Annotated in this window: 23 protein-coding genes and 2 tRNA genes; 18 read left to right on the plus strand and 7 right to left on the minus strand. The window is 70.7% G+C overall.

Features of this window, described 5'->3' with window-relative positions; genetic code table 11:
* Nucleotides 1-208 (minus strand): hypothetical protein (locus tag DI272_RS44985; RefSeq protein ID WP_219933874.1); only part of this gene is annotated, 208 nt, incomplete at its 3' end.
* Between DI272_RS44985 and DI272_RS40310 the strand changes: the two genes are divergently transcribed.
* From DI272_RS40310 to DI272_RS40320, 3 genes are all read left to right on the plus strand, one after another.
* Complete coding sequence (locus DI272_RS40310; protein ID WP_109500110.1) at nt 203-1252, plus strand: chorismate-binding protein; 1050 nt, start codon at nt 203-205, stop codon at nt 1250-1252. The two genes, DI272_RS44985 and DI272_RS40310, sit on opposite strands and share 6 nt — an antisense overlap.
* 67 nt (nt 1253-1319) lie before the next feature.
* Nucleotides 1320-2141 (plus strand): aminotransferase class IV, encoded by an 822-nt coding sequence (locus DI272_RS40315; RefSeq protein ID WP_109500111.1) that lies wholly within the window; start codon nt 1320-1322, stop codon nt 2139-2141.
* Nucleotides 2142-2212: 71 nt separating this feature from the next.
* Nucleotides 2213-3037, plus strand: coding sequence for a GNAT family N-acetyltransferase (locus DI272_RS40320; protein ID WP_109500112.1), 825 nt, complete (start codon nt 2213-2215; stop codon nt 3035-3037).
* Between the two features lie 10 nt (nt 3038-3047).
* Here DI272_RS40320 and DI272_RS40325 read toward each other — a convergent pair whose 3' ends face one another.
* Nucleotides 3048-3572: a DsbA family protein gene (locus DI272_RS40325; protein WP_109500113.1), complete on the minus strand. Its 525-nt coding sequence runs from the start codon at nt 3570-3572 to the stop codon at nt 3048-3050.
* Nucleotides 3573-3819: 247 nt separating this feature from the next.
* Here DI272_RS40325 and DI272_RS40330 point away from each other — a divergent pair, with 247 nt between their 5' ends.
* Both DI272_RS40330 and DI272_RS44785 read left to right on the plus strand, forming a co-directional pair.
* Nucleotides 3820-4263 carry a hypothetical protein gene (locus DI272_RS40330; protein ID WP_109500114.1) on the plus strand — a complete coding sequence of 148 codons (444 nt, stop codon included), beginning with the start codon at nt 3820-3822 and terminating at the stop codon, nt 4261-4263.
* Between the two features lie 155 nt (nt 4264-4418).
* Nucleotides 4419-4571, plus strand: coding sequence for a hypothetical protein (locus tag DI272_RS44785; protein WP_170068264.1), 153 nt, complete (start codon nt 4419-4421; stop codon nt 4569-4571).
* Nucleotides 4572-4716: 145 nt separating this feature from the next.
* Here the strand turns inward: DI272_RS44785 and DI272_RS40335 are convergent, their stop codons facing one another.
* Together DI272_RS40335 and DI272_RS40340 are read right to left on the minus strand one after the other, a co-directional pair.
* Nucleotides 4717-5277 carry a CGNR zinc finger domain-containing protein gene (locus DI272_RS40335; RefSeq protein WP_109500115.1) on the minus strand — a complete coding sequence of 187 codons (561 nt, stop codon included), beginning with the start codon at nt 5275-5277 and terminating at the stop codon, nt 4717-4719.
* A gap of 258 nt (nt 5278-5535) precedes the next feature.
* Nucleotides 5536-5949, minus strand: a complete 414-nt coding sequence (locus tag DI272_RS40340) for an SsgA family sporulation/cell division regulator (RefSeq protein WP_004002642.1) — start codon at nt 5947-5949, stop codon at nt 5536-5538.
* Between the two features lie 191 nt (nt 5950-6140).
* On the opposite strand from DI272_RS40340, the gene DI272_RS40345 reads away from it, so the two are divergent.
* The 7 genes from DI272_RS40345 to DI272_RS40375 all read left to right on the plus strand — a co-directional run bounded on the left by DI272_RS40345 (nt 6141) and on the right by DI272_RS40375 (nt 13777).
* Nucleotides 6141-6593, plus strand: coding sequence for a TIGR02611 family protein (locus tag DI272_RS40345; protein ID WP_109500116.1), 453 nt, complete (start codon nt 6141-6143; stop codon nt 6591-6593).
* A 78-nt stretch (nt 6594-6671) separates the two neighbouring features.
* Nucleotides 6672-6743 (plus strand) — tRNA-Val (locus DI272_RS40350).
* Between the two features lie 325 nt (nt 6744-7068).
* The gene (locus tag DI272_RS40355; RefSeq protein ID WP_109500117.1) at nt 7069-8358 is read left to right on the plus strand and encodes an ABC transporter substrate-binding protein; all 1290 of its coding nucleotides are present in this window, start codon (nt 7069-7071) and stop codon (nt 8356-8358) included.
* A gap of 14 nt (nt 8359-8372) precedes the next feature.
* On the plus strand, nt 8373-9329 hold the full coding sequence (locus DI272_RS40360; RefSeq protein ID WP_109500118.1) for a carbohydrate ABC transporter permease: 957 nt from the start codon (nt 8373-8375) through the stop codon (nt 9327-9329).
* Complete coding sequence (locus DI272_RS40365; protein WP_109500119.1) at nt 9326-10201, plus strand: carbohydrate ABC transporter permease; 876 nt, start codon at nt 9326-9328, stop codon at nt 10199-10201. Before DI272_RS40360 ends, DI272_RS40365 begins: the two co-directional genes overlap by 4 nt.
* Before the next feature lie 13 nt (nt 10202-10214).
* On the plus strand, nt 10215-10808 hold the full coding sequence (locus DI272_RS40370; RefSeq protein ID WP_181387469.1) for a hypothetical protein: 594 nt from the start codon (nt 10215-10217) through the stop codon (nt 10806-10808).
* Between the two features lie 233 nt (nt 10809-11041).
* On the plus strand, nt 11042-13777 hold the full coding sequence (locus tag DI272_RS40375) for a Tat pathway signal sequence domain protein (protein ID WP_109501294.1): 2736 nt from the start codon (nt 11042-11044) through the stop codon (nt 13775-13777).
* 64 nt (nt 13778-13841) lie between these two features.
* Here the strand turns inward: DI272_RS40375 and DI272_RS40380 are convergent, their stop codons facing one another.
* Complete coding sequence (locus DI272_RS40380) at nt 13842-16283, minus strand: SCO7613 C-terminal domain-containing membrane protein (protein ID WP_258314818.1); 2442 nt, start codon at nt 16281-16283, stop codon at nt 13842-13844.
* A gap of 86 nt (nt 16284-16369) precedes the next feature.
* On the opposite strand from DI272_RS40380, the gene DI272_RS40385 reads away from it, so the two are divergent.
* Nucleotides 16370-16816 (plus strand): SRPBCC family protein, encoded by a 447-nt coding sequence (locus DI272_RS40385; protein WP_109500121.1) that lies wholly within the window; start codon nt 16370-16372, stop codon nt 16814-16816.
* Between the two features lie 39 nt (nt 16817-16855).
* Nucleotides 16856-16927 (plus strand) — tRNA-Val (locus DI272_RS40390).
* 62 nt (nt 16928-16989) lie between these two features.
* On the opposite strand, the gene DI272_RS40395 is transcribed toward DI272_RS40390, so the two are convergent.
* Nucleotides 16990-17718 carry a 3'-5' exonuclease gene (locus DI272_RS40395; RefSeq protein ID WP_109500122.1) on the minus strand — a complete coding sequence of 243 codons (729 nt, stop codon included), beginning with the start codon at nt 17716-17718 and terminating at the stop codon, nt 16990-16992.
* Nucleotides 17719-17886: 168 nt separating this feature from the next.
* On the opposite strand from DI272_RS40395, the gene DI272_RS40400 reads away from it, so the two are divergent.
* The 3 genes from DI272_RS40400 (at nt 17887) to thrS (ending at nt 21885) form a co-directional block, all read left to right on the plus strand.
* Nucleotides 17887-18453, plus strand: a complete 567-nt coding sequence (locus tag DI272_RS40400) for a DUF4365 domain-containing protein (protein ID WP_109500123.1) — start codon at nt 17887-17889, stop codon at nt 18451-18453.
* A complete protein-coding gene (locus DI272_RS40405; protein ID WP_109500124.1) occupies nt 18450-19679 on the plus strand; it encodes a hypothetical protein in 1230 nt (409 codons plus the stop codon). The genes DI272_RS40400 and DI272_RS40405 overlap by 4 nt, the downstream gene beginning before the upstream one ends.
* 229 nt (nt 19680-19908) lie before the next feature.
* A complete protein-coding gene (gene thrS, locus DI272_RS40410; RefSeq protein WP_109500125.1) occupies nt 19909-21885 on the plus strand; it encodes a threonine--tRNA ligase in 1977 nt (658 codons plus the stop codon).
* Nucleotides 21886-21917: 32 nt separating this feature from the next.
* On the opposite strand, the gene DI272_RS40415 is transcribed toward thrS, so the two are convergent.
* Nucleotides 21918-22631 (minus strand): potassium channel family protein, encoded by a 714-nt coding sequence (locus DI272_RS40415; RefSeq protein WP_375138095.1) that lies wholly within the window; start codon nt 22629-22631, stop codon nt 21918-21920.
* Nucleotides 22632-22698: 67 nt separating this feature from the next.
* Between DI272_RS40415 and DI272_RS40420 the strand changes: the two genes are divergently transcribed.
* Complete coding sequence (locus DI272_RS40420; RefSeq protein ID WP_109500126.1) at nt 22699-23256, plus strand: HIT domain-containing protein; 558 nt, start codon at nt 22699-22701, stop codon at nt 23254-23256.
* The last annotated feature ends 1 nt before the right edge of the window (nt 23257 follow it).

Raw genomic sequence — 23257 nt, forward strand, 5'->3', positions numbered from 1 at the left:
CTGTCTTTCCGTTCGGCTTGCGCGTCCCGGCGACGTGTTGAACTCTAGCGGATTCCTGGGCCAGTACAAAAACGCGTTTGTGCAGCGTGCTGCGCTGCACCTGCTCAGGCACCCCGCCGAGGTCACGGGCGAGGTCGCGGCCCAGGTCCCCGGACGGACATGACCAGGTCACCCGCTCGCCACCCGCCCTAGACTCGACCGCGTGCACGACCTCCCTCCTCTGGCCCGTTTCGGCAACCGCGTCGCGACCGGGCTGCTCGACATCACCAGCGATCCCGCCGCCCTGGACTCGACCGGCTTCTGGGCCGTCGCGGCGGACTTCGAGGGCCGCCTGACCTGCGCCCGCTTCGGCGACGTACGCGAAGAGCCGGTGCCCGCCCCGGTGCCGGGGCGGTGGCGGGGGCCGGCGGTCGGGGACTGGACGTCCTCGCTCGACCGCGCCGGGTACACGGCGGGAGTGCGGCGCATCCGGGAGCACATCGCGGCCGGCGAGGTCTATCAGGCGAACCTCTGCCGCGTCCTGAGCGCGCCCGTGGCGCCCGACGCCGACGTGGACGCGCTGACCGCCCTGCTGGCCCGTGGCAACCCGGCACCGTATGCAGGAACGATCCGGCTGCCGGAGCACGGCGTGGAGACGGCCACCGCCTCACCGGAGCTCTTCCTGCGCCGCGACGGTGATGTCGTCGAGTCCGGGCCGATCAAGGGCACCGGGCGCACCGAGGCGGACCTCCTGGAGAAGGACTACGCCGAGAACGTCATGATCGTCGACCTGGTCCGCAACGACATCGGGCAGGTCTGCGCCACCGGCAGCGTGAGCGTCCCCGACCTGTGCGCGGTGGAGAAGCACCCGGGCCTGGTGCACCTGGTCTCCACGGTCCGCGGCGAGCTGCGGGACGGCGCCGGCTGGCCGGAGCTGCTGGCCGCCGCCTTCCCACCGGGGTCCGTCACCGGAGCGCCCAAGTCCAGCGCCCTGCGGATCATCGACGCCCTGGAGCCGGCACCGCGCGGCCCGTACTGCGGCGGCATCGGATGGGTCGACGCCGACCGGGGTACCGGAGAGCTGGCCGTCGGCATCCGCACCTTCTGGATCGACCGCGCGCGAGGAGTGCTGTGCTTCGGCACCGGTGCGGGCATCACCTGGGGTTCCGACCCCGAGGGGGAGTGGCGGGAGACCGAGCTGAAGGCGGCACGGCTGCTCGCGGTAGCGTCGGGGACGTACGAGGTGAGTGGAGAGGAAGCACCGACGTGCTAGCCGACCCGGGGGGCACCCCTAGGGCCACCGCGACTCGTCCGGCACGGATTCTGCGAGGTAAAGACCAGTGAAGATTTGGCTCGACGGCGGGTTGCAGGACACCGAGTCCGCCCGTGTCTCCGTCTTCGACCACGGGCTGACCGTGGGCGACGGCATCTTCGAGACCGTGAAGGCGGTGGCCGGCCGGCCGTTCGCCCTGACCCGGCACCTGGACCGGCTGACCCTCTCGGCGCGCGGCCTCGGCCTGCCCGACCCCGACCTCGACGAGGTGCGCCGCGCCTGCGCCGCCGTCCTCGACGCCAACCCCATGCCGCTCGGCAGGCTGCGCATCACCTACACCGGCGGCCACGGCCCCCTCGGCTCCGACCGCGGCGAACACGGCCCGACCCTCGTCGTCGCCCTCGGCGAGACCTCCCGCCGCCCCGACACCACGGCCGTGATCACGGTCCCCTGGACCCGCAACGAGCGCGGCGCCCTCACGGGCCTGAAGACCACCTCGTACGCGGAGAACGTCGTCGCGCTCTCCCGCGCGCACGGCCAGGGCGCGTCCGAGGCGCTGTTCGCCAACACCGTCGGGCAGCTCTGCGAGGGCACCGGGTCCAACGTCTTCGTCGTCCTGGACGGCGAGATCCACACCCCGCCGCTCGCCTCCGGCTGCCTCGCGGGCATCACGCGCGCATTGACGGTCGAATGGACCGGCGCCCAGGAGACAGACCTCCCGCTGGACGTCCTGGAACGCGCCGAGGAGATCTTCCTCACCTCCACCCTGCGCGACGTGCAGGCCGTGCACCGCGTGGACGACCGCGAGCTGGCCGGTACGCCGGGACCGGTGACCGCCAAGGCCATGCGCGTCTTCGACGAGCGGGCCGGCAACGACCTCGACCCGTAGGGTCCCGAGGAGTTGGGCGGCTTGCGAATATTGGGCTGCCCCGGGGCATCGCAGCGGGTAGAACACCCGTGATGACCACCACCCTGCGGCCGACCGAGCCGCTCCAGCAGAATGCCGACGGCACGCGTTCACGCCGCTACCAGGTGTGCGTGAACAGCCGCCCCGTCGGCGCCGTACACCTCGGCACGTCGCCGTCCTTCGGGACCTCGGTGGCGCGCATCCGCGATCTCGGCATCGAGGAACCCGACCGGCGCCGGGGCCGCGGGACGGTGGCCGCGCTGGCCGCCGAGGAGGTCGCGCGCGGGTGGGGCTGCCGGGAGATCGAGATCGCCGTTCCCGCGACCGCTGAGGCCGCCCTGCGGCTCGTCAGGGCGCTCGGCTACGTCCTGCGCAACCGCGGCATGGTGAAGCAACTCGGCGACACCCCGCCGGCCCTGCCGGCCGGCTATCGGGCCCGCCCCATGACCGAGGCCGAGTTCGACACCTGGCTGGAGCACGAGACCGAGGACTACGCGCGCACCTGGATCGCCCGGGGCGTGCCCGAGGCCGAGGCCCGCGCCAAGTCCCGGCGCGACCACGACACGCTCCTGCCGCGGGGCTTCGCCACCGAGGACACGTGGCTCCACATCCTCGAACACGAGGGCACGCGCGTGGGCAATCTGTGGATCGCCCTGCGCGACGGAAAACCCTTCGTCTACGACGTCGAGGTGGACGCGGCCCACCGGGGCCACGGCCACGGCCGCGCCCTGATGCTCCTGGCGGAGATCGAGGCGCGCGCCCTCGGCAGCCGGACCCTGGGCCTCAATGTGTTCGCGGGCAACACACCGGCCGAGCGTCTCTACGAGTCGCTCGGCTACGAGACGACGCAATACGCCTTCTACAAGCCCCTGTTGTAGCCGGCGGGGCTCAGGCGTCCGGCCCGGCCAGCAGCCGGTCCACGATCTCCTCGACGCGCTCGCGCAGGCCCTCCTGGCTCTTGCCGCCGTCGAGGCGCTCACCGCCGACGACGTACGTGGGGGTGCCGGTCACGCCGATCGCCTTGCCCTCGGCCTGGTCGGCGTCCACGATCAGGATGTGCCGGCCGTCGATCAGCGCGGTGTCGAACTCCTCGGCGTCGAGGCCCAGTTCACCGGCCACGTCGACCAGGAGGGATTCGCCCCTGCGATCCAGCTCCTCGACGCGGCCCAGCACGGCCTCGACATACTCCCAGCCCTTGCCCTGCTCGGCGGCCTCCTCGGCGGCCTGGGCGGCGGCGAAGGCGTGCTTGTGCTTCTCCAGCGGGAAGTGCCGCAGCCGCAGTTCCAGCCGATCGCCGTAACGGGCGCGCAGAGCCCGGACGTCGTCCAGGGCGCTCAGGCAGTCCGGGCACTGCAGCTCACACCAGACGTCGAGCACGGGGACGGCGGGAGACGCGGGGGAGGAGTCGTTCATGCCCCCAGTCTCCCAGCCCGGCCCGGCACCGACCGAATCGGCCCGCCCCGGGGCTGCCGTGCGGGGCCCCTGCCCCGGGCCGCGTGTCACCGGCGTCCGGAACCCCACTCCACCCTCCGACCGGCACCTACGGACGACCCGACCCGGAGATGTCCCTGATGTCCCGCCCGAGCATGGCCCCATGGGGCTCGGGCGGTGCAGGATGGAAGGGACGAACTGCCCGACCGAGCCCTGCCTGGAGGACCGGATGATTGCCGAGACCGTCTGTTCCGCCGTCTCCGCGGCCGGCCTGGGCATCGCGGCCGTCACGGCGTACCGCAAGCGCTTCCTCGCCGCCGCCCGTCTCGCCGCGTACTCCCTGGTGCCGATCGGTCTGGTGATGACCGGCGTCGTCGAGTGGCTGTCCGACACCGCGTTCAGTGTCACCGCGTGGGCCGGTTTCGGTGTTCTCGGCGCCTCCTGGCTGCTCTTCTCCGCGACGCGCGCGGTGGAGCGCCGACGCGGCGGCACCCGCAAGGAACGCAGGGCGGCCGCCCGTTCCGCCCAGCGTGAGGCGGTCGCCCCGGCGGCCTCGGCGCCCTCTCTGGGCCCGGCCGCGCGCCCGGCGTCCCGTCCCGCCGCCGCCCCGCGCTCCGACTCCGCGGACGACTTCAGCGACATCGAGGCGATCCTGAAGAAGCACGGCATATGACGGACGCAGGTCGGCTGAAACGACACAGTCCGCACTGATCCGAACGCGGATGTGAACGTTCTGGACCTCACGTCACGGAATCCGGCGAACTACCCTGCATTTCCGGGCGTGTTGGTAACACCGGGGGTGATGACTGCGTCATCATCGCCCGCGAGATGCTGGACACGACACAGAGCGACACCGCGCCACCTCAGGACGAGCCGCGCGGGTGCCTTTTCGCCCTTTCCCAGCCACCGCTGATGATCTTCCTGGCGGTGATCGGGTGTCTGCTGCTCATGGCTGCGCTGCACGATCTGCTGTTGCTGTGAGCCGTTCGCGCGGTACCCGACGTCACCCGTCGGGTACCGCGCCGCCACCTTGAGACCGCTGAGGCCGCCACCTTGAGGCAGGTGCTTCGAGACGGACGCCCCGAGACCGACAACCTCCGGCCGCCCTCCCGGAGCGACCCGCTCCTCAGCCGGCCGCTTCCTTGCGGCGCGCCCGGTACGCGGCCACGTGCAGCCGGTTCCCGCAGGTGCGGCTGTCGCAGTACCGCCGCGACCGGTTGCGGGAGAGGTCGACGAAGGCGCGGCGGCAGTCGGGCGCCTCGCAGCGCCGCAGCCGCTCCTGCTCCCCGGCGACGACGAAGAACGCCAGCGCCATCCCGCAGTCCGCCGCCAGGTGGTCGGCGACGGAGGCACCGGGAGCGAAGTAGTGGACGTGCCAGTCGTAGCCGTCGTGGTCGGTGAGCCGGGGCGTGGTGCCCGCGGCGGCCACCAGCTCGTTGATCAGGCCGGCCGCGGCCCGGGCGTCCGGCGCCGAGAAGATCGCCGCGAACCGCCCCCGGATCTTGCGCACCGCCGAGAGATCGAACTCCGAGAGGACCCCGACATCGCTGATTTCGTGCTTTCGTACGAAATCAGCGAGAGCGGCGACGTCCGGCAGCGCGTCCGGGGTCGTGGTGTCCTCCGGTGCGGTGTTCACCAGATCCACCACGGCATCGAGGGCACACCGGGTGTCATGGGTGATCAGCACGTTTCGCTCCCTGGCCTGGGGGGTCGGGCGGGCGCCCGCCGATGCTGGCCGATCGTAGTGGCTTACCGCGCGGCTGTACCGGTCCCGGCGGCTGCGAGCTGCGCGGCCGGGCCGCCGGCCGGCGGGCCCACGCGCAGCGGCGCCGCCCCGCGGGAGTCCGCGGAGACGGCGCCGATGCGCGTACCTGTATGCGATTGTCCTGGCCCGAGCCGTCACCCCGAGTCGACGGCGCCGGGCGGCTTGGTGAGGCCTCGGTCCCTAGCTTTCCGCCAGGATGTGCGAGAGCTCCTGATCAAGGTCGAAGTGCCGGTGCTCGGTGCCGGGCGGCACAGCAGCGTCCGTGCGCTTCAGGAACGACTCCAGGGCCCGCGCCGGGGCCTCGAGCAGGGCTTCGCCCTCCGGGGAGCTCAGGGCGATGCATACGACGCCCTGACCGTGACTGCGCGACGGCCAGACTCGGACGTCGCCGGTGCCGGTGGGCCGGTGGAGGCCCTCCGCGAGGAGGTCGCGGGCGAACACCCACTCGACGGTCTCCTCGGCTCCGGTGTGGAAGGTGGCGTGCACGGCGTAGGGGTCGGCCGTGTCGTACCGCAGGCCTGCGGGGACAGGCAGGGAGGACTCGCTCGACACAACGAGGCGCAGGTGCAGCTCGCAGCTGACCGTGGTGTTCATAAGCGCCAGGGCCTTTCGCTCAGTGTGCGCTCGGGGATTCGCACGTCGGCGAAATCGACATGCCACCTACGGTGCCGTTGTAAACCCCTCTGAGTGTTTTGCGTGCCTTTACGTAACTCTTCCGGCCGAGACCCCGTTCGCGAGGTACGACCATTCCGGTGACCGGTTTCGCTCGGGTAAAGTTTGGCCGTATGAATACGGGGCGTGACGAGCGGGCCGAGGTGGCCGTGGCATCGGACGAGACAGAGACCAGCGGAGCGCAGAGCGAGCAGGGGCTCGGCTCGAAAGCGCCGGAATTCATCAAGGCGCGCCGCCTGCTGCACCTGAGCTGGCAGGTCGGGATCTTTGTCATCGGGCTCGCGGTCGTGGTCGTGGGCATCATCATGCTTCCGCTGCCGGGGCCCGGCTGGGTCGTGATCTTCGGCGGTATGGCGATCTGGGCGACCGAGTTCGTCTGGGCCCAGCTGGTGCTGCGCTGGACGAAGCGGAAGGTGACCGAGGCGGCGCAGCGGGCACTGGACCCCAAGGTTCGCCGGCGCAACATCATCCTGACGTCGATCGGCCTGGTGATCGTGGCCGCGATCGTCGGGGTCTACCTCTACAAGTTCGGCTTCGAGATGCCCTGGAACATCAAGGACCAGTGATCCGCGGCCGGGGGTGCCGTGCCGGTTCGCACTGGTCACAGGCACCCCCTGACATGGGGTAATGTTCTTCCTGCGTCCGGGCGATTAGCTCAGTGGGAGAGCGCTTCGTTCACACCGAAGAGGTCACTGGTTCGAACCCAGTATCGCCCACCGGATCCGACGGCCCCTCTGCGAGCAGCAGAGGGGCCGTCGTCGTTCCCGGCCCTGCGACCGCCGATGAGTTTCGGCCGGACGGCATCCCGATCCGGCAGGCGAGTTCATGTTCGGCGGACCGAACGACCGCGCCCGACCTGCGACTTCTCCGCGCGCGGCGCGACGTTCGCCCCTGGTGCGCGGTCAACTCGTCCGGGGGTCCCGCAAGAAATTCCTGTCCGAATCATTGACGCACCCCGAGGGCCTTCGTACCTTGTGCCAGCAAGCGCTTACTTGAAACGATTCATGCAGGCGGCAACGACGCTGCGGGGAGGGCCCGACTGTGGGAACCAGCAGGAATGTTGAGAGGCGTACGATCCTGAAGGTGGCCGGTGGAGCGGCGGCCACGCTCGGGCTGGCGACGACGACGGCGTGCGGAGGCGATGACAGCGGCTCCGGCGACGGGAATGTGACACTCCGTTATGCCTGGTGGGGTGGCGAGCCGCGCACCATCGCCATGAAGAAGGCGATCGCCGTCTTCGAGAAGAAGAACCCGAAGATCAAGATCAAGCCTGAATTCACCGACTACGCGGCGTTCTGGGAGAAGTTCCAGACGCAGGCCTCCGGTGGAAATCCGCCGGACGTTTTCCAGAATGCCGTCGGATTCCTGCGCAAGTACGACAAGCGCGGTGTTCTGATGGACCTCAAGTCCCAGGCGGACTCCGGAAATCTGGACCTGAAGAACTTCCGCAACGGCGTTCTGGCGAACGGTCAGGTCGGCGACAAGCAGCTCGGCATCCCGGTCGGCGCCAACACCATGGCGCTCGTCATCGACCTCAAGGCCTTCAAGAAGGCGGGCGTCGAGGCGAAGATGGGCTGGACCTGGGACGAGTACTTCGACGCCCTCCAGACGATCCAGGACAAGCTGAAGATCGCCGGCGACACCGGCTACTTCAGCATCATGTACCTGTACGACCTGTACCTGCGTCAGAACGGCAAGGCGTTCTTCACCGACTCCGATCTCGGCTTCACCGAGGACGACCTGACGCAGTGGTGGGCGGACGGCTACAAGCGTGTGAAGTCCGGGCTCGTCGCCGACCCGAAGAAGATCGAGCAGGTGCAGCCCAAGTCGGGTCTGTCGGCCGGGCTCGCGGCCTCCGAGTTCACCTGGGACAACTTCTCCATCCGCTACGAGGGCGAGGGCGAGTCGGACTACGGGCTCGCGCCGATCCCCACCACGGACGGCAAGGACACCGGCCAGTACCTCGGTTCCCTGATGCTCAGCGCCTTCTCCGGGACCAAGCACCCCAAGGAAGCCGCCCAGTTCATCTCCTTCATGGTCCACGACCCCGAGGTCGGCAAGATCATGGGCTACGACCGCGGCATCCTCTCCACGACCGAGCAGTACGACGCGTTCGTGCCCACCGACGACAACAACAAGGGCGTCAAGGCGTACGAGGAAGAGGTCGCCAAGGCCGGCGTGCTGGGGAAGATCACCCCGCACCCGTCCGGCGCCGACGTCATCGAGGCCGCCTTCCTGCGGATCGGCGGTGAGGTCGCCCAGGGCAAGACCAAGCCGGCCGACGCCGCCAAGGCGCTGTTCAGCGAGGCCAAGGCCGCGTTCGCGGGCTGAGGGGACGTACCACCATGACGCTCGTCAAGGAAGCGCCCGCGCGCCCGGCGAAGAAGCGGTCCGCCGCTCCTGTCGCCGGGCGGCGCGGGCGGCGCCGCGAGAACATCGCCGGCTATCTCTTCATGTCGCCGTGGATCGCCGGGTTCCTGGTGCTTACGGCGGGGCCGATGATCGCGTCGCTGTACTACGCGTTCACCCGCTATAACCTGTTCACGCCACCCGAGTGGGTGGGGACGGACAACTTCACGACGATGTTCCAGGACCCGCGCTGGCAGAAGTCGGTGGAGGTCACGCTCAAGTACGTCGTCGTGGCCACGCCGCTGAAGCTGCTGCTGGCGCTCGGTGTCGCGTTGCTGCTCGCGCAGAAGCGGCGCGGACAGGGTCTGTACCGGGCCGCGTTCTACATGCCCTCGCTGATCGGCGCCAGCGTCTCCGTCGGGTTCGTGTGGCGGGCGCTGTTCTCGGACGACGCGATCGTGGACCGTACCCAGAAGATCTTCGGTCTCGACGTCGGGGGCTGGATCGGCAACCCCGACTACGTCATCTACGCGCTGGTGGCCCTGAGTATCTGGCAGTTCGGCGCGCCGATGGTCATCTTCCTGGCCGGTCTCAAGCAGGTTCCGCAGGAGCTGTACGAGGCCGCCGAGATGGACGGGGCCGGCCCGCTGCGCCGGTTCTGGAACATCACCCTGCCGATGATCTCCCCGGTGCTGTTCTTCAACGTGCTGCTGGAGTCCATCCACGCGTTCCAGGTGTTCGGGTCCGCGTACGTGGTCTCCAACACCCAGTGCGGGCCGGCCGACGCCACGCTCGTCTACACCTGTTACCTGTATCAGAAGGGCTTCAAGGAGGCCCAGATGGGCTTCGCCTCCGCCATGGCCTGGACGCTGGTGGTCGCGGTGGCGCTCGTCACGGCGGTCCTGTTCTGGTCGCAGAAGAAGTGGGTGCACTACGAGGAGGCCGCCAAGTGACCAGCGCCACCAGCAATCCCGTCGTCCACAGCGCGAGCGAGCGGCGGCGCTTCGGATCGATCGCCTGGCACGTGGGGGCGCTCGCCGTCCTCGCGGTCGTCCTCTACCCGGTGATCTGGGTGCTCGGTGCCTCCTTCAAGCCGAGCAAGGACATCATCGCCAGCATCGACCTGCTGCCGACCAAGCCGGTCTGGGAGAACTTCTCCGGGCTCGCCGACGGTATCTCCGGCATCTCCATCAGCACCTTCTTCACGAACTCCCTGCTGTACGCCGGGCTCGCCGTGGCCGGTGTCGTGCTGTCCAGCTCGCTCACCGCGTACGCCTTCGCCAAGATCCGGTTCGCGGGGCGGAACCTGCTGTTCACGCTGATGATCGGCACCCTGCTGCTGCCGTACCACGTGCTGCTCATCCCGCAGTACGTGATGTTCCGCAAGCTGGAGCTCACCGACACCCTGGTGCCGCTGGTGGCGGGCAAGTTCCTGGCCACGGAGGCGTTCTTCGTCTTCCTGATGGTGCAGTTCATGCGCGGGCTGCCGCGCGAGCTGGACGAGGCCGCCAAGCTCGACGGCTGCGGGCACCTGCGGACCTACTGGTCCGTCGTGCTGCCGCTGACCCGCCCGGCCCTCATCACCAGCGCCATCTTCACCTTCATCAACGCCTGGAACGACTTCATGGGGCCGTTGATCTATCTCAACACCCCGGACAAGTACACCGTCTCGCTCGGGCTGATGATGTTCCGCGACCAGGAGGGCATCTCCAACTACGGAAGCATGATCGCGATGTCGCTGGTGGCGCTCGTGCCGGTCATCGCCTTCTTCATGGCCTTCCAGCGGTATCTCATCGACGGCATGGCGACGTCCGGACTGAAGTGAGGCGGTTCCACCCATGGCCCAGGCGCGTGTGAAGGCCCGCAGGCTGTCCTTTCTCGGGGGCGAGCGGTTCGCCGTGTTCGCCGAATGTCTGCTCACCGGCGTGTGGATCGCGGTGGCCTCGCTCGGAGTCGTCACCTACCCCGCGGCCTTCGCCGCCGGCGCCCGGCACCTTCGGCGTCGTACCGGCCACGAGGGCGGCGGGTGGGGAGAGTTCGTCGCGGACTTCCGTACGGCGCTGCGCGGCGGCTGGGCCGTCGGGGTCGCCGGGTGGGCGGTCGCCGCGGTGGTCTGGGTGGACGTCCTCGCCTCGCGGGCCGGGCTGCCCGGTGGGCCGCTCGTCGGGGCCGTCGGCACCTTCGCGCTGATCGGGGTCGTCGTGGCCCTGCTGCGGGCGGCCGCCGTCTGGGCGCCCGGTGACAGCTGGCGGGCGCTGCTCGCCGATGCCGGGCGGCGGACCGTGCTCGATCCCGCCGGGTCCTTCCTGATCGTCTGCGGGCTGGGAGTGGTCGCCCTGTCCGCCCTGTTCGTCGCGCCGCTGGCGGTTCCCGTCCTGGGAGCCGTCGTGGCGGCGGCCGTCGCCGTCGAAGAGCGGTACCGGCACCGCTGACGGGCGGCGCACTCCTACGCATTAGGCACCGCTGACGGGCGGCGCACTCCTACGCATTAGGCACCGCTGACGGGCGGCGCACTCCTACGCACTAGGCACCGCTGACGGGCGGCGCCCCCTACGCACTAGGCACCGCTGAGTGGCGGTGCCTCCCGCACCACAAGGTCGGTGCCACGGGCGCCGCACCTCTCTCTGTCATGCCCCTGACCAGCCGCACATGGAAAGGAATGACCATGTCTCCCATCCCTCGCAGGTCCCTCCTCAAGGCAGCCGCCGTCGCCGGCGCCGCCGCACAGTTCAGCTGGGCGCTAGGAGCGAAGGACGCGCAGGCCGCGCCCAGAGCCGCCGAGGCCGACGCCGATCCGGTGACCCTGGACTGGCTGGAGGACGGAGGACTCGGCGCCGCCCCCGGCTCCACCCTCGGCGTGCCCTGGCCCAAGGGCGTCTACCAGGAGGACCAGGCCTTCGCGCTGACGGACGCGGACGGCAAGTCGGTGCCCGTGCAGTCCTGGCCGATCGCCTACTGGCCGGACGGCTCCCTCAAGTGGACCGCCCACGCCGTGAGTTCGGGCAACGGCAAGCTCACCCTGTCGGCCGGCGAGGCCGCCGTGCCGGACAAGAAGGTCACCGTCGACCAGAGCGGAGGCACGATCACGGTCTCCACCGGCGTGATCACCGCGAAGATCGGCAAGTCCGGTGCCACGCTCATCAAGTCCGTCACCCGCGGCTCCACCGAGATCGCCAAGGACGGCAAGCTCGTCCTGATCCGGCAGCCCGAGATCGAGGACGAGGACCAGGGCGCGGTCAAGACCGAGCGCTTCGACGGGGCCGTCTCGGACGTGACCGTCGAGCAGGACGGACCGGTCCGCGCGGTCGTGCGCATCGACGGCAAGCACCGCAAGGGCGACCGGAGTTGGCTGCCGTTCTCCATCCGCCTGTACTTCTACGCGGGCGCCGACTCCTTCCGCATGGTGCACACCATCACCTTCGACGGCACCCAGGAGCCGGGCAAGGCGAGCGGCGACTTCATCCGCGGCATCGGCGTCCGCTTCACCGTGCCGATGCGCGACCAGTCGTACGACCGCCACATCCGCATCGGCGGTGAGGGCACCGGTCTGCTGCGGGAGGCCGTCAAGGGCATCACCGGGCTGCGCCGCGACCCCGGCGCGGCCGTGCAGGCCGCCCAGTACGCGGGGGAGAAGCTGCCCGACCCGTCGACCTGGGACCAGCGGGTCACCACCCGCCTCCAGTACATCCCCGAATGGGGCGACTACACGCTCTCCCAGCTCTCCGCCGACGGCTTCACCCTGCGCAAGAGGACGAAGAAGGGGCACGGCTGGATCGGCGCGGGCGGCGGCAAGCGGGCCTCCGGGTTCGGGTACGTCGGTGGTGTCAGCGGCGGACTCTCCTTCGGCCTGCGGGACTTCTGGGAGAAGTTCCCCGCCCAGCTCGACATCCGCGACGCCCACACCGACGAGGCCGAGGTCACCCTCTGGCTCTGGTCGCCCGAGGCGCAGCCCATGGACCTGCGCTTCTACCACGACGGCATGGGCCAGGACACCTTCGCCGAGCAGCTCGAAGGCCTCAACATCACCTACGAGGACTACGAGCCGGAGTTCGGTACGCCGTACGGCATCGCGCGGACCTCGGAGCTGCTGTTCTGGGCCAACGAGTCGACCCCGTCCGCGGCGGCACTCGCCCAACAGGTCGCGGCCGTACGGGTGTTGCCGCAGCTCGCCGCGCCGCCCAGGCAGCTCATCAAGGCGAAGGTCTTCGGGCCTGGCCTCTACTCCGAGCCCGACCGTTCCACTCCGGCCAAGGCGAAGATCGAGGACCACCTCGACTTCCTCTTCACCTACTACAAGGACCAGGTGGAGCAGCGCCGTTGGTACGGCTTCTGGGACTACGGCGACATCATGCACACCTATGACACCGTCAGGCACCAGTGGCGGTACGACATCGGCGGCTACGCCTGGGACAACTCCGAGCTGTCGCCGGACCTCTGGCTCTGGTTCGCCTACCTCCGCTCCGGCCGCGCGGACATCTTCCGGTTCGCCGAGGCGATGACCCGGCACACCGGCGAGGTCGACGTCTACCACCTGGGCAAATGGGCCGGCCTCGGCACCCGGCACGGTGTGCAGCACTACGCCGACAGCGCCAAGCAGCAGCGCATCGCCAACACCACCTACCGGCGCTACTACTACTTCCTCACCGCGGACGAACGCGTCGGCGACCTCATGCACGCCAACGTCGACTCCGACGAGACGTTCCTCGTCCTCGACCCGCTGCGCAAGATCCGCACCGATCCCTACACGCCCGACCGGCACGCCCTGTCGATCGGGTTCGGCACGGACTGGAGCGGGCTCGTGTCGGCCTGGCTGACGGAGTGGGAGCGCAAGGGCCCCAAGTGGGAGAAGGCCAAGGCGCGCGTGCTGTCGACCATGGAGGGCATCGCCGCGCAGCCCAACGGATTCGTCCAGGGCAGCGGGTTGTACGACCTCGACACCGGCAAGTTCGCGGTCGCTCCGGCGCCGGTGGTCGGGGTGTCGCACCTGTCCGCGGTGTTCGGGCTCAACGAGCTGTGCGCCGAGCTCATCGACCTCGTCGACATGCCCAAGTTCAACGAGGCGTACTTCGACTACTGCCGCTACTTCAACGCCACCAAGGCCGAACAGGCGGCGCGGTACGGGTCCAACTTCGGGACGCTGCTGCTGTTCCAGGGGCACTCGCGGCTCGACGCGTACGCGGCCGTCAAGACCGGGGACGAGAAGCTGGCCAAGCGGGCTTGGGAGAAGTTCTACAACTCCGACGGGTACAAGGAGTCGGCGCCGTGGAAGACCGAGAAGCTGAGCGGGCCGGTGACGCTGGTCGCCGGCAGCGAGGCGGCGTGGATCTCCACCAACGACACGGCTCTGTACGGGCTCGCGGCCATTGAGAACCTGGCGCTGCTCGGGGACAAGATGCCTTGAGGGCTCAAGGGGAACTGCGCGATCGGCGTGGCTGGTCGCGCAGTTCCCCGCGCCCCTGGGGGCGTCAGCTCATCCTTCCCAGGACGTCCCGCATTCTTCGGACGTCCCTGATGCGCCGCTCGTACGTCGCTCCCAGGGACAGCAGGAGAAGTCCCGCCAGCGCCGGCGGCACCCAGCGGGGGAGTGCGTCCGTCACCTGGACTATGTACGGGGCCAGTTCATGGAGGGTGTCCAGGGCCAGCACCGAGCCTCCCAGGACCAGGGGTGCCTGGAGGCTGTAGCCCCCGCCCAGCAGGGTGAGGGACAGGGCCGCCAGGCCCAGCAGCAGGGGCCGGGTCCAGCCGGCATCGCCCCAGGCCGCGGCCAGGCTCGGCAGCAGGGTCGCGGCGAGGCCGGGGCCGTACGCCGTCCAGGACGAGGTCCGCGGCTCGCGGCGCCTGTGCAGGAAGCCGACGATCAGCGCCGCGACCGTCACCGGGAGCGTGTACGCCTCGGGTGTGCCGACCTCCCAGGCCGCCAGGCGCACCCAGGTGGCCAGCAGGAAGAGCGCGGCGGCCGGGTAGCCCACGGCATGGCGGTCGGGACGCAGTGCGGTGCCCGCTGCGATCACTCCGCACAGGGACAGGACCAGGGCGAGCATCGGCAGGTCGGTCGCGGCGAGGGTGATGGCGAGGACGCCCGTGACGGCCCCCGTGATCTCGACGGCCACGGTCGCCCGGGTGTCCTTGAGCCAGCCCGCCAGCACGGCCGCGACCGCCGGGACCGCCAGCACCAGCAGGGCCGTGAACCGCGGCTGCCAGTCCGCCGCCGCACCCGTCGCGCAGGCCAGCGCGGTGGCGTGGGCGAGGGCCGTCGGGGCCGTGAGCGCGGTGTGGCGCCAGGAGACCACGGCGAAGAACGCCGTGAGCGCGGCGAGCGCGGTGAGGGTTGCCGACTGGGAGGCGAGGGCGGCGAAGCCCAGGTCGGCGGAGGTGGCCAGGGCGAGCACGGTCGCGGTCGGCTGACCGTAGGGAGAGGCCAGGACCACGCCCGTCACCGAGCCCAGCACCAACAGGCCCAATGTGTACGGCAGTTCCAGTACCGCGGGGAGCGTCAGCGCCGCCGCCCACGTCAGCGCCAGCGCGCCGGTCAGGGCGCGCGGACGCCGGTCGGTGTGCCGTACGGCCAGGACCAGGACCGCCGCCACGGCCACCAGGACGAGCGGTGCCGTCGCCGCGTCCGGCGGCCAGGGGGCGTCCACCGTGACCGCCTCGCGAAGATCCGCCGGCGCCCCCGACCAGACGTGGAACACCCAGCCGACCGGTCCCAGCAGCGTCACGGCCACGACGGGCAGCGTCCACGCGACCGCCAGGACCTGTACGGCACCGGAGGCCGCGGCGAAGCCACGTCGTACCGTCTCCGGCAGCCGCTCGGACCGTACGGCCGCCAACAGGGCGATACCGACGGCCAGATGGACCGGAACCGTCCATGTGCCGGGCAGCGCGGAGCGCGCCACGCCGCCGAGCGCGGCGACCGCCAGGAGGGCCGAGGCCACCGAGAGGCCGAGGGCGTGCCCGGCGCCCGGTGCCGCCGGGCGGGCGCCGGCGGCACCGGGCGCGGTGCCCTGGGCGTCCGGCAGGCCGTCGGCGGGGGCCGTCGCGGCGCCCGGCTCGCGCCGCCCGCCCGCGCCGCGCCACGCCGCGACCAGCGCGATCGTCGCGGCGAGGAGAAGGAGCGCCGCCGCACGGGCGGCGGCGCTCGGGCCGGTTGCCGTCCAGGACAGCGAACCGGCCGCCCATACGCCCGAGCCGCCCAGACCGTACGCGCCGACGACGGCGAGGAGACGTACGGGACGGGCGGTCGCTCGGAGCGCCACAGCTGTGTCGAACGCGGCCGTCAGCAGGAGGGCCGCGGTGATGCCGTAGGCATCGGCACCCAGCGCGAGTGCGCCGCAGAGGAGCGGGAGTTGGGCCGCGGCGAGGGCCGCGGGGAGGGGAAGGCGCAGCTCCTGCATGGCCGGGAGCCTGCCGTACGCCACCCACAGGCTCCCCAGCACCGCCGACGTGATCGCCGTGTACGGGGCGCCCGCCGCCTCGACGAAGACCGCGCCGTGCAGCGCGTACGTGTCGAGGACCGTCAGCGCAAGGCCCAGGCCCGCCACCGATTCGGCGGTCGAGCGCAGGCCGCGCTTCAGCAGGGCCACCGGTGCGGCGAGCACCGCCGCGGTCACCGCGCCGAGCACCAGAGCCCGCCCGGTGATCCCCAGGTCACCCCAGCTGACCAGCGTGAACGCCGTTGCCGCGATGACCAGCAGGACACCGCCGAGCAACAGCAGCACGTTCTGCACCCGGGGCGCTGCCGCCTCGGGGCCGCGCGCGGTGGGCCGGGGCGCGGCAGGAGCCGGTGCGTACAGGGCGGCGACCAGCCAGGCGCGGCGCCGGAGCAACTCGTTGCGGCGGGCGTCGAGGCGGAACAGCTCCGCGTCCAGGAGCCGCAACTCCTCGGCCGGGGGCGGGATGTGCGTCATGCCTTGGAGTGTGGTCCGGGTCACGTCGTACGACATGAGTGCGCGTACTCAGAACGTACTCAGATGCGCGCGGGCAGACTCTGTCCATGGACTGGAGCCATTACCGCTTCCACACCCGCTGGGCCCTGCCCGCGTCCCCCGCCACCGTCTACGACGTACTGGAACAGGCCGAGGACTACCCCCGTTGGTGGCCTCAGGTCCGTGCCGTGGAGCGTCTGGACGACACCACCGGTGTCATCACGATCCGGGCCACCCTGCCGTACGACCTGGTCTTCACCGCGCGGGAGGTGCGGCGCGACCGGGCGGCCGGGGTGCTGGAGATCGCCATGACCGGGGACCTGGAAGGGTGGGCGCGCTGGACGATCACCGGGGACGGTGCGGGCACCCTCGCCCTGTACGACCAGGTCGTCGACGTGCACAAGCCGCTGCTCCGCCGCCTCGCCGTGCCCGGGCGGCCGGTGTTCCGGGCCAACCACCGGCTGATGATGCGGGCCGGACGGCGGGGCCTGGTCGCCTACTTGGAAGCGGTTTGAAGGAAACCCGCCGGGACCTGTATTGTTCAGTGCGTTCCCGGGCGATTAGCTCAGTGGGAGAGCGCTTCGTTCACACCGAAGAGGTCACTGGTTCGAACCCAGTATCGCCCACCGGGAGAAAGCCGGTCCGCGTCACGCGGACCGGCTTCTTTTTGTCCCGTCCCGCGCTGTTCTCAGGCGGCTGCCGCCGGCAGGTCCGGGCGCAGCGGCCACGACGGGTCCACCGCCTCCTCGCTGCCACTGCGCGCGAACCACGCCTGAAGGCCGCGCGCCTGCGCCGCGTGCCACCCGGTCTGGAGGTTGTGCAGCTCCACCGGGTTCAGCCGCTCCAGCCGGGCCGCGAACCGGCGGCCGACCGCCCGGACGACCTCCAGCGCGGCCAGGGCGTCCGCCGCGGCGTCATGCGCGCCGTCCAGCGTGATGCCGTAGTGCGCGCACAGGTCGGTCAGGGTGCGGCGGCCCTTGCGGTAGCGGTCCAGGTGCTTGTCCAAAACCCGCGGATCGAGGACCAGCAACGGCGAGGACTCGAACCAGCGGTCCAGGGACGAGGCGCGGTGGCGGCGCAACTCCCGGTCCAGGAGCGTCAGATCGAACGGTGCGTTCATCACCACCAACGGGCGCCCCGCGGACGCCTGTTCGCCCAGCTGCTCCGCTATCTCGTACACCACCGGCGCCGGCCAGCGGCCGTTGCGCTGAAGGTGTTCGTCCGTCAGCCCGTGCACCGCCGTCGCGCCCTCGGGCACCGGCACACCCGGGTTCACCAGCCAGCGGCTCACCCGCGGCCGGGTGCCCGGGGCGTCCTGGACGACGACGGCGGCCGACACGATCCGGTCGGTCTCCACGTCGACGCCCGTCGTCTCCGTGTCGAAGGCGGCCAGGGGCCCCTCGTACCAGCACGTCATACCAACACAACCCCTCGTTCACCCACGGCAGCTGACGCACCGTCTTCTGCCTGTTTGGTGATACCCGGGCTGTTTGCGCCGTACGCCGGAAGGACACAACAGGAATACGGGTCTTTGCAGTTCAGAGACCCGGGGTTCGGATTCACCGAGCGTGGAAGGCTGTTGGTCATGGCGATAGCGCAGCCCGAGCGGGGCGGGCTGCTGCCCGAACGCACGGGCCCCCTTCGCGGCACCCTCGCCACCACCGCCTGCATGGAGACCCTGCAGGTGGGCTATCTGCACGCCGTCGCCGCGGCGGCCGGCTGCTCGCTGTCGCAGCCCTTTCCGGACAACGGCATCGACTGGCACGTCAGCCACGGCTCGCCGGGGCACACGGTCGACGACGAGGTCACCATCAAGGTGCAGCTCAAGTGCACCTACCAGGTCGCGCCGAACCCACCCGGCCGGTTCTTCTCCTTCACGCTCGACAACGACCATCTGCGCAAGCTCGCGCGCACCCCCGTCTCGGTCCACAAGATCCTCGTGGTCATGCTCGTGCCGAGATCCCAGGACGACTGGCTGCGGGCCAGCCACGACCGCCTCGACCTCAGACACTGCTGCTACTGGGTCAACCTCGCCGGGCACCCCATCACCGGCCGGACCCGGACCACCGTGCGGATACCGACGCAACGCATCTTCGACGACCGGGCGCTGTGCGAGATCATGACGCGGGTCGGGACGGGAGGCAGACCGTGACCCACCGCCCCGTGGAGGAGCCCCTGCGGCCGGTGCGGCCGCACCCCGTCGACGCCGCCGCCTGGAACCGCGCCCCGGCCCCGGACGAGGTCGACCCCGCCGTGCTCAGCGCCCTGCTGCACCGGCACGGCTGGCAGCGCCGCGGCGGCGCCCCCGGACGCTACGGCCGCTGGACCCCGCCGGGACCGGGCACCGGCGGCACCAGCCTGCTCGTCCCCGAGAGCCGTGCCTTCCCCGACAGCGACGACCTGCTCGGCGAGGCGCTCGTCGCCCTCGCCCGCAGCGGCACGCCCTCCGCGCGCGAGGTCCTCATCGGCCTCGCCGTGCCCAGCGACGAGATCCGCTGGTGGCGGGACGTTCCGGCCGGACCCGCCGGGGCCGCGCCCTGGACTGCGGAGGAACACCTGCGTGCCGCCGCCCGCCAGATGCTGCTGGCCGGCGCCCTCGCCACCCGCGCGCGTGCCGGCTACTACGGCGCCCGGCACCGCCGCGCCGCCGCCGGCCTGCTGGAGAGCGTCCTCGTCGGCACCGCGACCGACGGCCGGCTCACCGCCTTCGTGCCCGTCGGCGCCGGGCGCCCCCTCGCCGTACGCCTCCACCAGGCCCTGTACGCCACCCGCGAGGCCATCGACTACCAGCGGGCCACCGGTGGCATGGACGCCTTCGACGGGGCCGTCGAGGCAGGTGTGAGCCGCGAGCTCACCGAGGCCCTGGTCGCGCTCGTGCGCGGTACGGAAGGTGCGCGCATCGCCGTGGACTGGGCGCCGGCCGCGGGGGTCCCCGAGGGCTGCGCCGCCTCCGGGGAGCCCGTCGAGTTCTCGCCCGGCGACCTGCCGGCGCTGCGCGAGGCCGGGGCCCGCTATCTGCGCGAGGAGCCGTCCGTGCCGGTGCGGGTCACCGGGACCGTGGTGCGGATGCGCAGGTCGGGGCCGCGTGGGGACGGCAGCGTACGGCTGCGGGTGATCGCCGGAGTCGAGGTGCCGCACGTCCGGCTGACCCTGGACGAGGAGGCGTACCGGATCGCCGGACACGCGCACCTCGTCGGGCTGCCGGTGCGGGTGCACGGGCGGCTGGAGAGCCGGGGTGGCTTCCGCAGGCTCACCGGCGCCTCGGGGGTCGTACCCGTGCAGGTCGACGAGGCGGAGCGGGACCGGCTGATGAAGTCCCTCCAGGAGAACCTCGACTTCTTCGAGGAGGCCTGCGGCGGGGAGTACGACGGGGAGTGATGGGGCTGGTGCCGGGCGGGGCTGCCGGGGCTGATCGGGGAGGGTGCTGGGTGGGGGCGCGGGGCTGGTCCGTCAGGGCGTGGGCGGGACTGCGGGCACTGATCGGGGAGAGTGGCGGGCGGGGCTGTGGGGACTGATTTCGCGGTCCGCGGGTGCGGGTCGGTACGATCCCAGTCATGCGCGCGCTCCTGGTATGGCGCCGCACCCCACCTTCAGTCAGGAGAAACCGGTGTCAGACGTCCGTGTGGTCATCCAACGCGATTCCGAGCGGGAAGAGCGCACGGTGACGACGGGCACTACGGCCGCCGAGCTCTTCGCCGGCGAGCGCTCGATCATCGCCGCGCGCGTGGGCGGTGAGCTGAAGGACCTGTCGTACGTCGTCGCCGACGGCGAGACCGTCGAGGGCGTCGAGATCTCCTCCGAGGACGGCCTCAACATCCTGCGCCACTCCACCGCGCACGTCATGGCGCAGGCCGTGCAGGAGCTCTTCCCCGAGGCCAAGCTGGGCATCGGCCCGCCGGTCAAGGACGGTTTCTACTACGACTTCGACGTCGAGAAGCCGTTCACGCCCGAGGATCTCAAGGCCGTCGAGAAGAAGATGCAGGAGATCCAGAAGCGGGGGCAGAAGTTCGCCCGCCGCGTGGTGACGGACGAGGCCGCTCGTGAGGAGCTCGCCGACGAGCCGTACAAGCTGGAGCTGATCGGCCTCAAGGGCTCGGCGTCCAGCGACGACGGCGCGGACGTCGAGGTCGGCGCCGGTGAGCTGACGATCTACGACAACCTGGACGCCAAGACCGGCGAGCTGTGCTGGAAGGACCTCTGCCGCGGTCCCCACCTGCCCTCCACCCGCAACATCCCGGCGTTCAAGCTGATGCGCAACGCGGCCGCCTACTGGCGCGGCAGCGAGAAGAACCCGATGCTCCAGCGCATCTACGGCACCGCGTGGCCGACCAAGGACGAGCTGAAGGGCTACCTCGACTTCCTCGCCGAGGCCGAGAAGCGCGACCACCGCAAGCTGGGCAACGAGCTCGACCTGTTCTCCATCCCCGAGCAGATCGGCTCCGGCCTCGCCGTCTTCCACCCCAAGGGCGGCATCGTCCGCCGGGTCATGGAGGACTACTCGCGCCGCCGCCACGAGGAAGAGGGCTACGAGTTCGTCTACACCCCGCACGCGACGAAGGGGAAGCTCTTCGAGACGTCCGGCCACCTGGACTGGTACGCCGACGGCATGTACCCGCCCATGCAGCTCGACGAGGGCGTGGACTACTACCTCAAGCCCATGAACTGCCCGATGCACAACCTGATCTTCGACGCGCGCGGCCGTTCCTACCGTGAACTGCCGCTGCGCCTCTTCGAGTTCGGGACCGTGTACCGGTACGAGAAGTCGGGCGTCGTGCACGGCCTGACCCGCGCGCGTGGCTTCACGCAGGACGACGCGCACATCTACTGCACCCGCGAGCAGATGTCGGAGGAGCTCGACAAGACGCTCACCTTCGTCCTCGGGCTGCTGCGCGACTACGGTCTGGAGGACTTCTACCTGGAGCTCTCCACCAAGGACCCGGAGAAGTTCGTCGGCTCCGACGAGGTCTGGGAGGAGGCGACCGAGACGCTGCGCCAGGTCGCCGAGAAGCAGGGCCTGCCACTGGTCCCGGACCCGGGCGGTGCCGCCTTCTACGGCCCGAAGATCTCCGTCCAGGCCAAGGACGCCATCGGCCGCACCTGGCAGATGTCGACCATCCAGCTCGACTTCAACCTGCCCGAGCGCTTCGACCTGGAGTACACCGGCCCCGACGGCTCCAAGCAGCGCCCGGTCATGATCCACCGCGCGCTGTTCGGCTCCATCGAGCGGTTCTTCGCGGTGCTCCTGGAGCACTACGCGGGCGCCTTCCCGGCGTGGCTGGCGCCGGTGCAGGCGATCGGCATCCCGATCGGGGACGCGCACGTGGAGTACCTGGCGAAGTTCGCCGCCGCCGCGAAGAAGCAGGGGCTGCGGGTCGAGGTGGACTCCTCCTCCGACCGGATGCAGAAGAAGATCCGCAACGCCCAGAAGCAGAAGGTGCCCTTCATGGTCATCGCGGGCGACGAGGACATGTCCGCGGGCTCGGTCTCCTTCCGCTACCGCGACGGTTCGCAGGAGAACGGCATCCCGTTCGACGAGGCCATCGCGAAGATCGCGAAGGTCGTCGAGGAGCGCGCGCAGGTCTGATCGCCCTCCGGCGCACCAGGCCCTCGGGAGGTTCAGCTTCCCGGGGGCCTTTCGTCGTCCTCCCGCGAGAACACCTGGAGCAGCCACGAGGCGAACGTTCCGGTGACCGCGCCGAGCAGGGCCAGGCCGATGGCCATCATGCCGACGGCGATCAGCCGGCCGACCGGGGTGACGGGGGCGACGTCGCCGTAGCCGACGGTCGCGAGGGTGGCGCAGGTCCACCACACGGCGTCCCCGAAGGTCCGCATGCTCGCATCGGCGGCCCCGCGTTCCTGCTGGTAGACGGCGAGCGCGCCGGAGAAGCCGAGCAGGATCGTCGACAGTCCGGCGTACACCATCACGCGCGCGTGCAGCGCGAGCCGGGGCCGCCCGTGCCGTCGCTGGACCGCCTCGTAGACCTTGACGACCCGCAGCGGGCGCAGCAGCGGCAGCGCCAGCACCACCGTGTCCAGCCAGTGCGTCCGGACGAACCGCGGCCCCTGCCCGCTGAGCCGCCAGCGGACCGCGTAGTCGACCGCGAACAGCGTCCAGGCGGCCAGCGTCACGGCGAGGCAGAGGTCCAGCCAGACATCGGCCAGGCCGTGCGCCAGGACGCGGATCGCGTACGAGGCGAGGAAGAGCAGCGATGCCACGGCGAGCGGGACCTCGGTGCGCTGCTCCCAGCGGGCCTGCCGGGTGGCCCCGGCCACGCCGAGGGGGAACCCGGCGCCCTGCTCCGAGCGGTCCTTGCGGCTGTCAGCGTCCACCCGGTCAGCTTCGCCCGGGAAGCCCGGGCCGTAACCCCGCCGACACGCCGAGAACGGGCGAAGCCATATGCTGCACTGCATGACGAGTGAGCCGGAGCAGCAGTGGGGAGTGGGGACCCAGGACGCGTTCCAGCGTCTGTGGACGCCCCACCGGATGGCCTACATCCAGGGCGAGAACAAGCCGACCGGCCCGGGCGCCGACGACGGCTGCCCCTTCTGCTCCATCCCGGCCAAGTCCGACGAGGACGGTCTGATCGTCCGGCGCGGCGAGCAGGTGTACGCGGTGCTGAACCTCTACCCGTACAACGGCGGCCATCTGATGGTCGTGCCCTACCGGCACGTGGCCGACTACACCGATCTCACGGACGCCGAGACCGCGGAGCTGGCCGTGCTGACCAAGCAGGCGATGACGGCCCTGCGCACCGCCTCCGGTGCGCACGGCTTCAACATCGGCATGAACCAGGGCACGGTGGCGGGCGCCGGTATCGCCGCCCACCTGCACCAGCACATCGTGCCCCGCTGGGGCGGCGACACGAACTTCATGCCCGTCGTCGGCCACACCAAGGTGCTGCCGCAGCTGCTTGCCGACACCCGGAAGATGCTGGCGGACGCCTGGCCCGCGTAGC

It is taken from the genome of Streptomyces sp. Act143, from assembly GCF_003143935.1.
GTDB lineage: Bacteria > Actinomycetota > Actinomycetes > Streptomycetales > Streptomycetaceae > Streptomyces.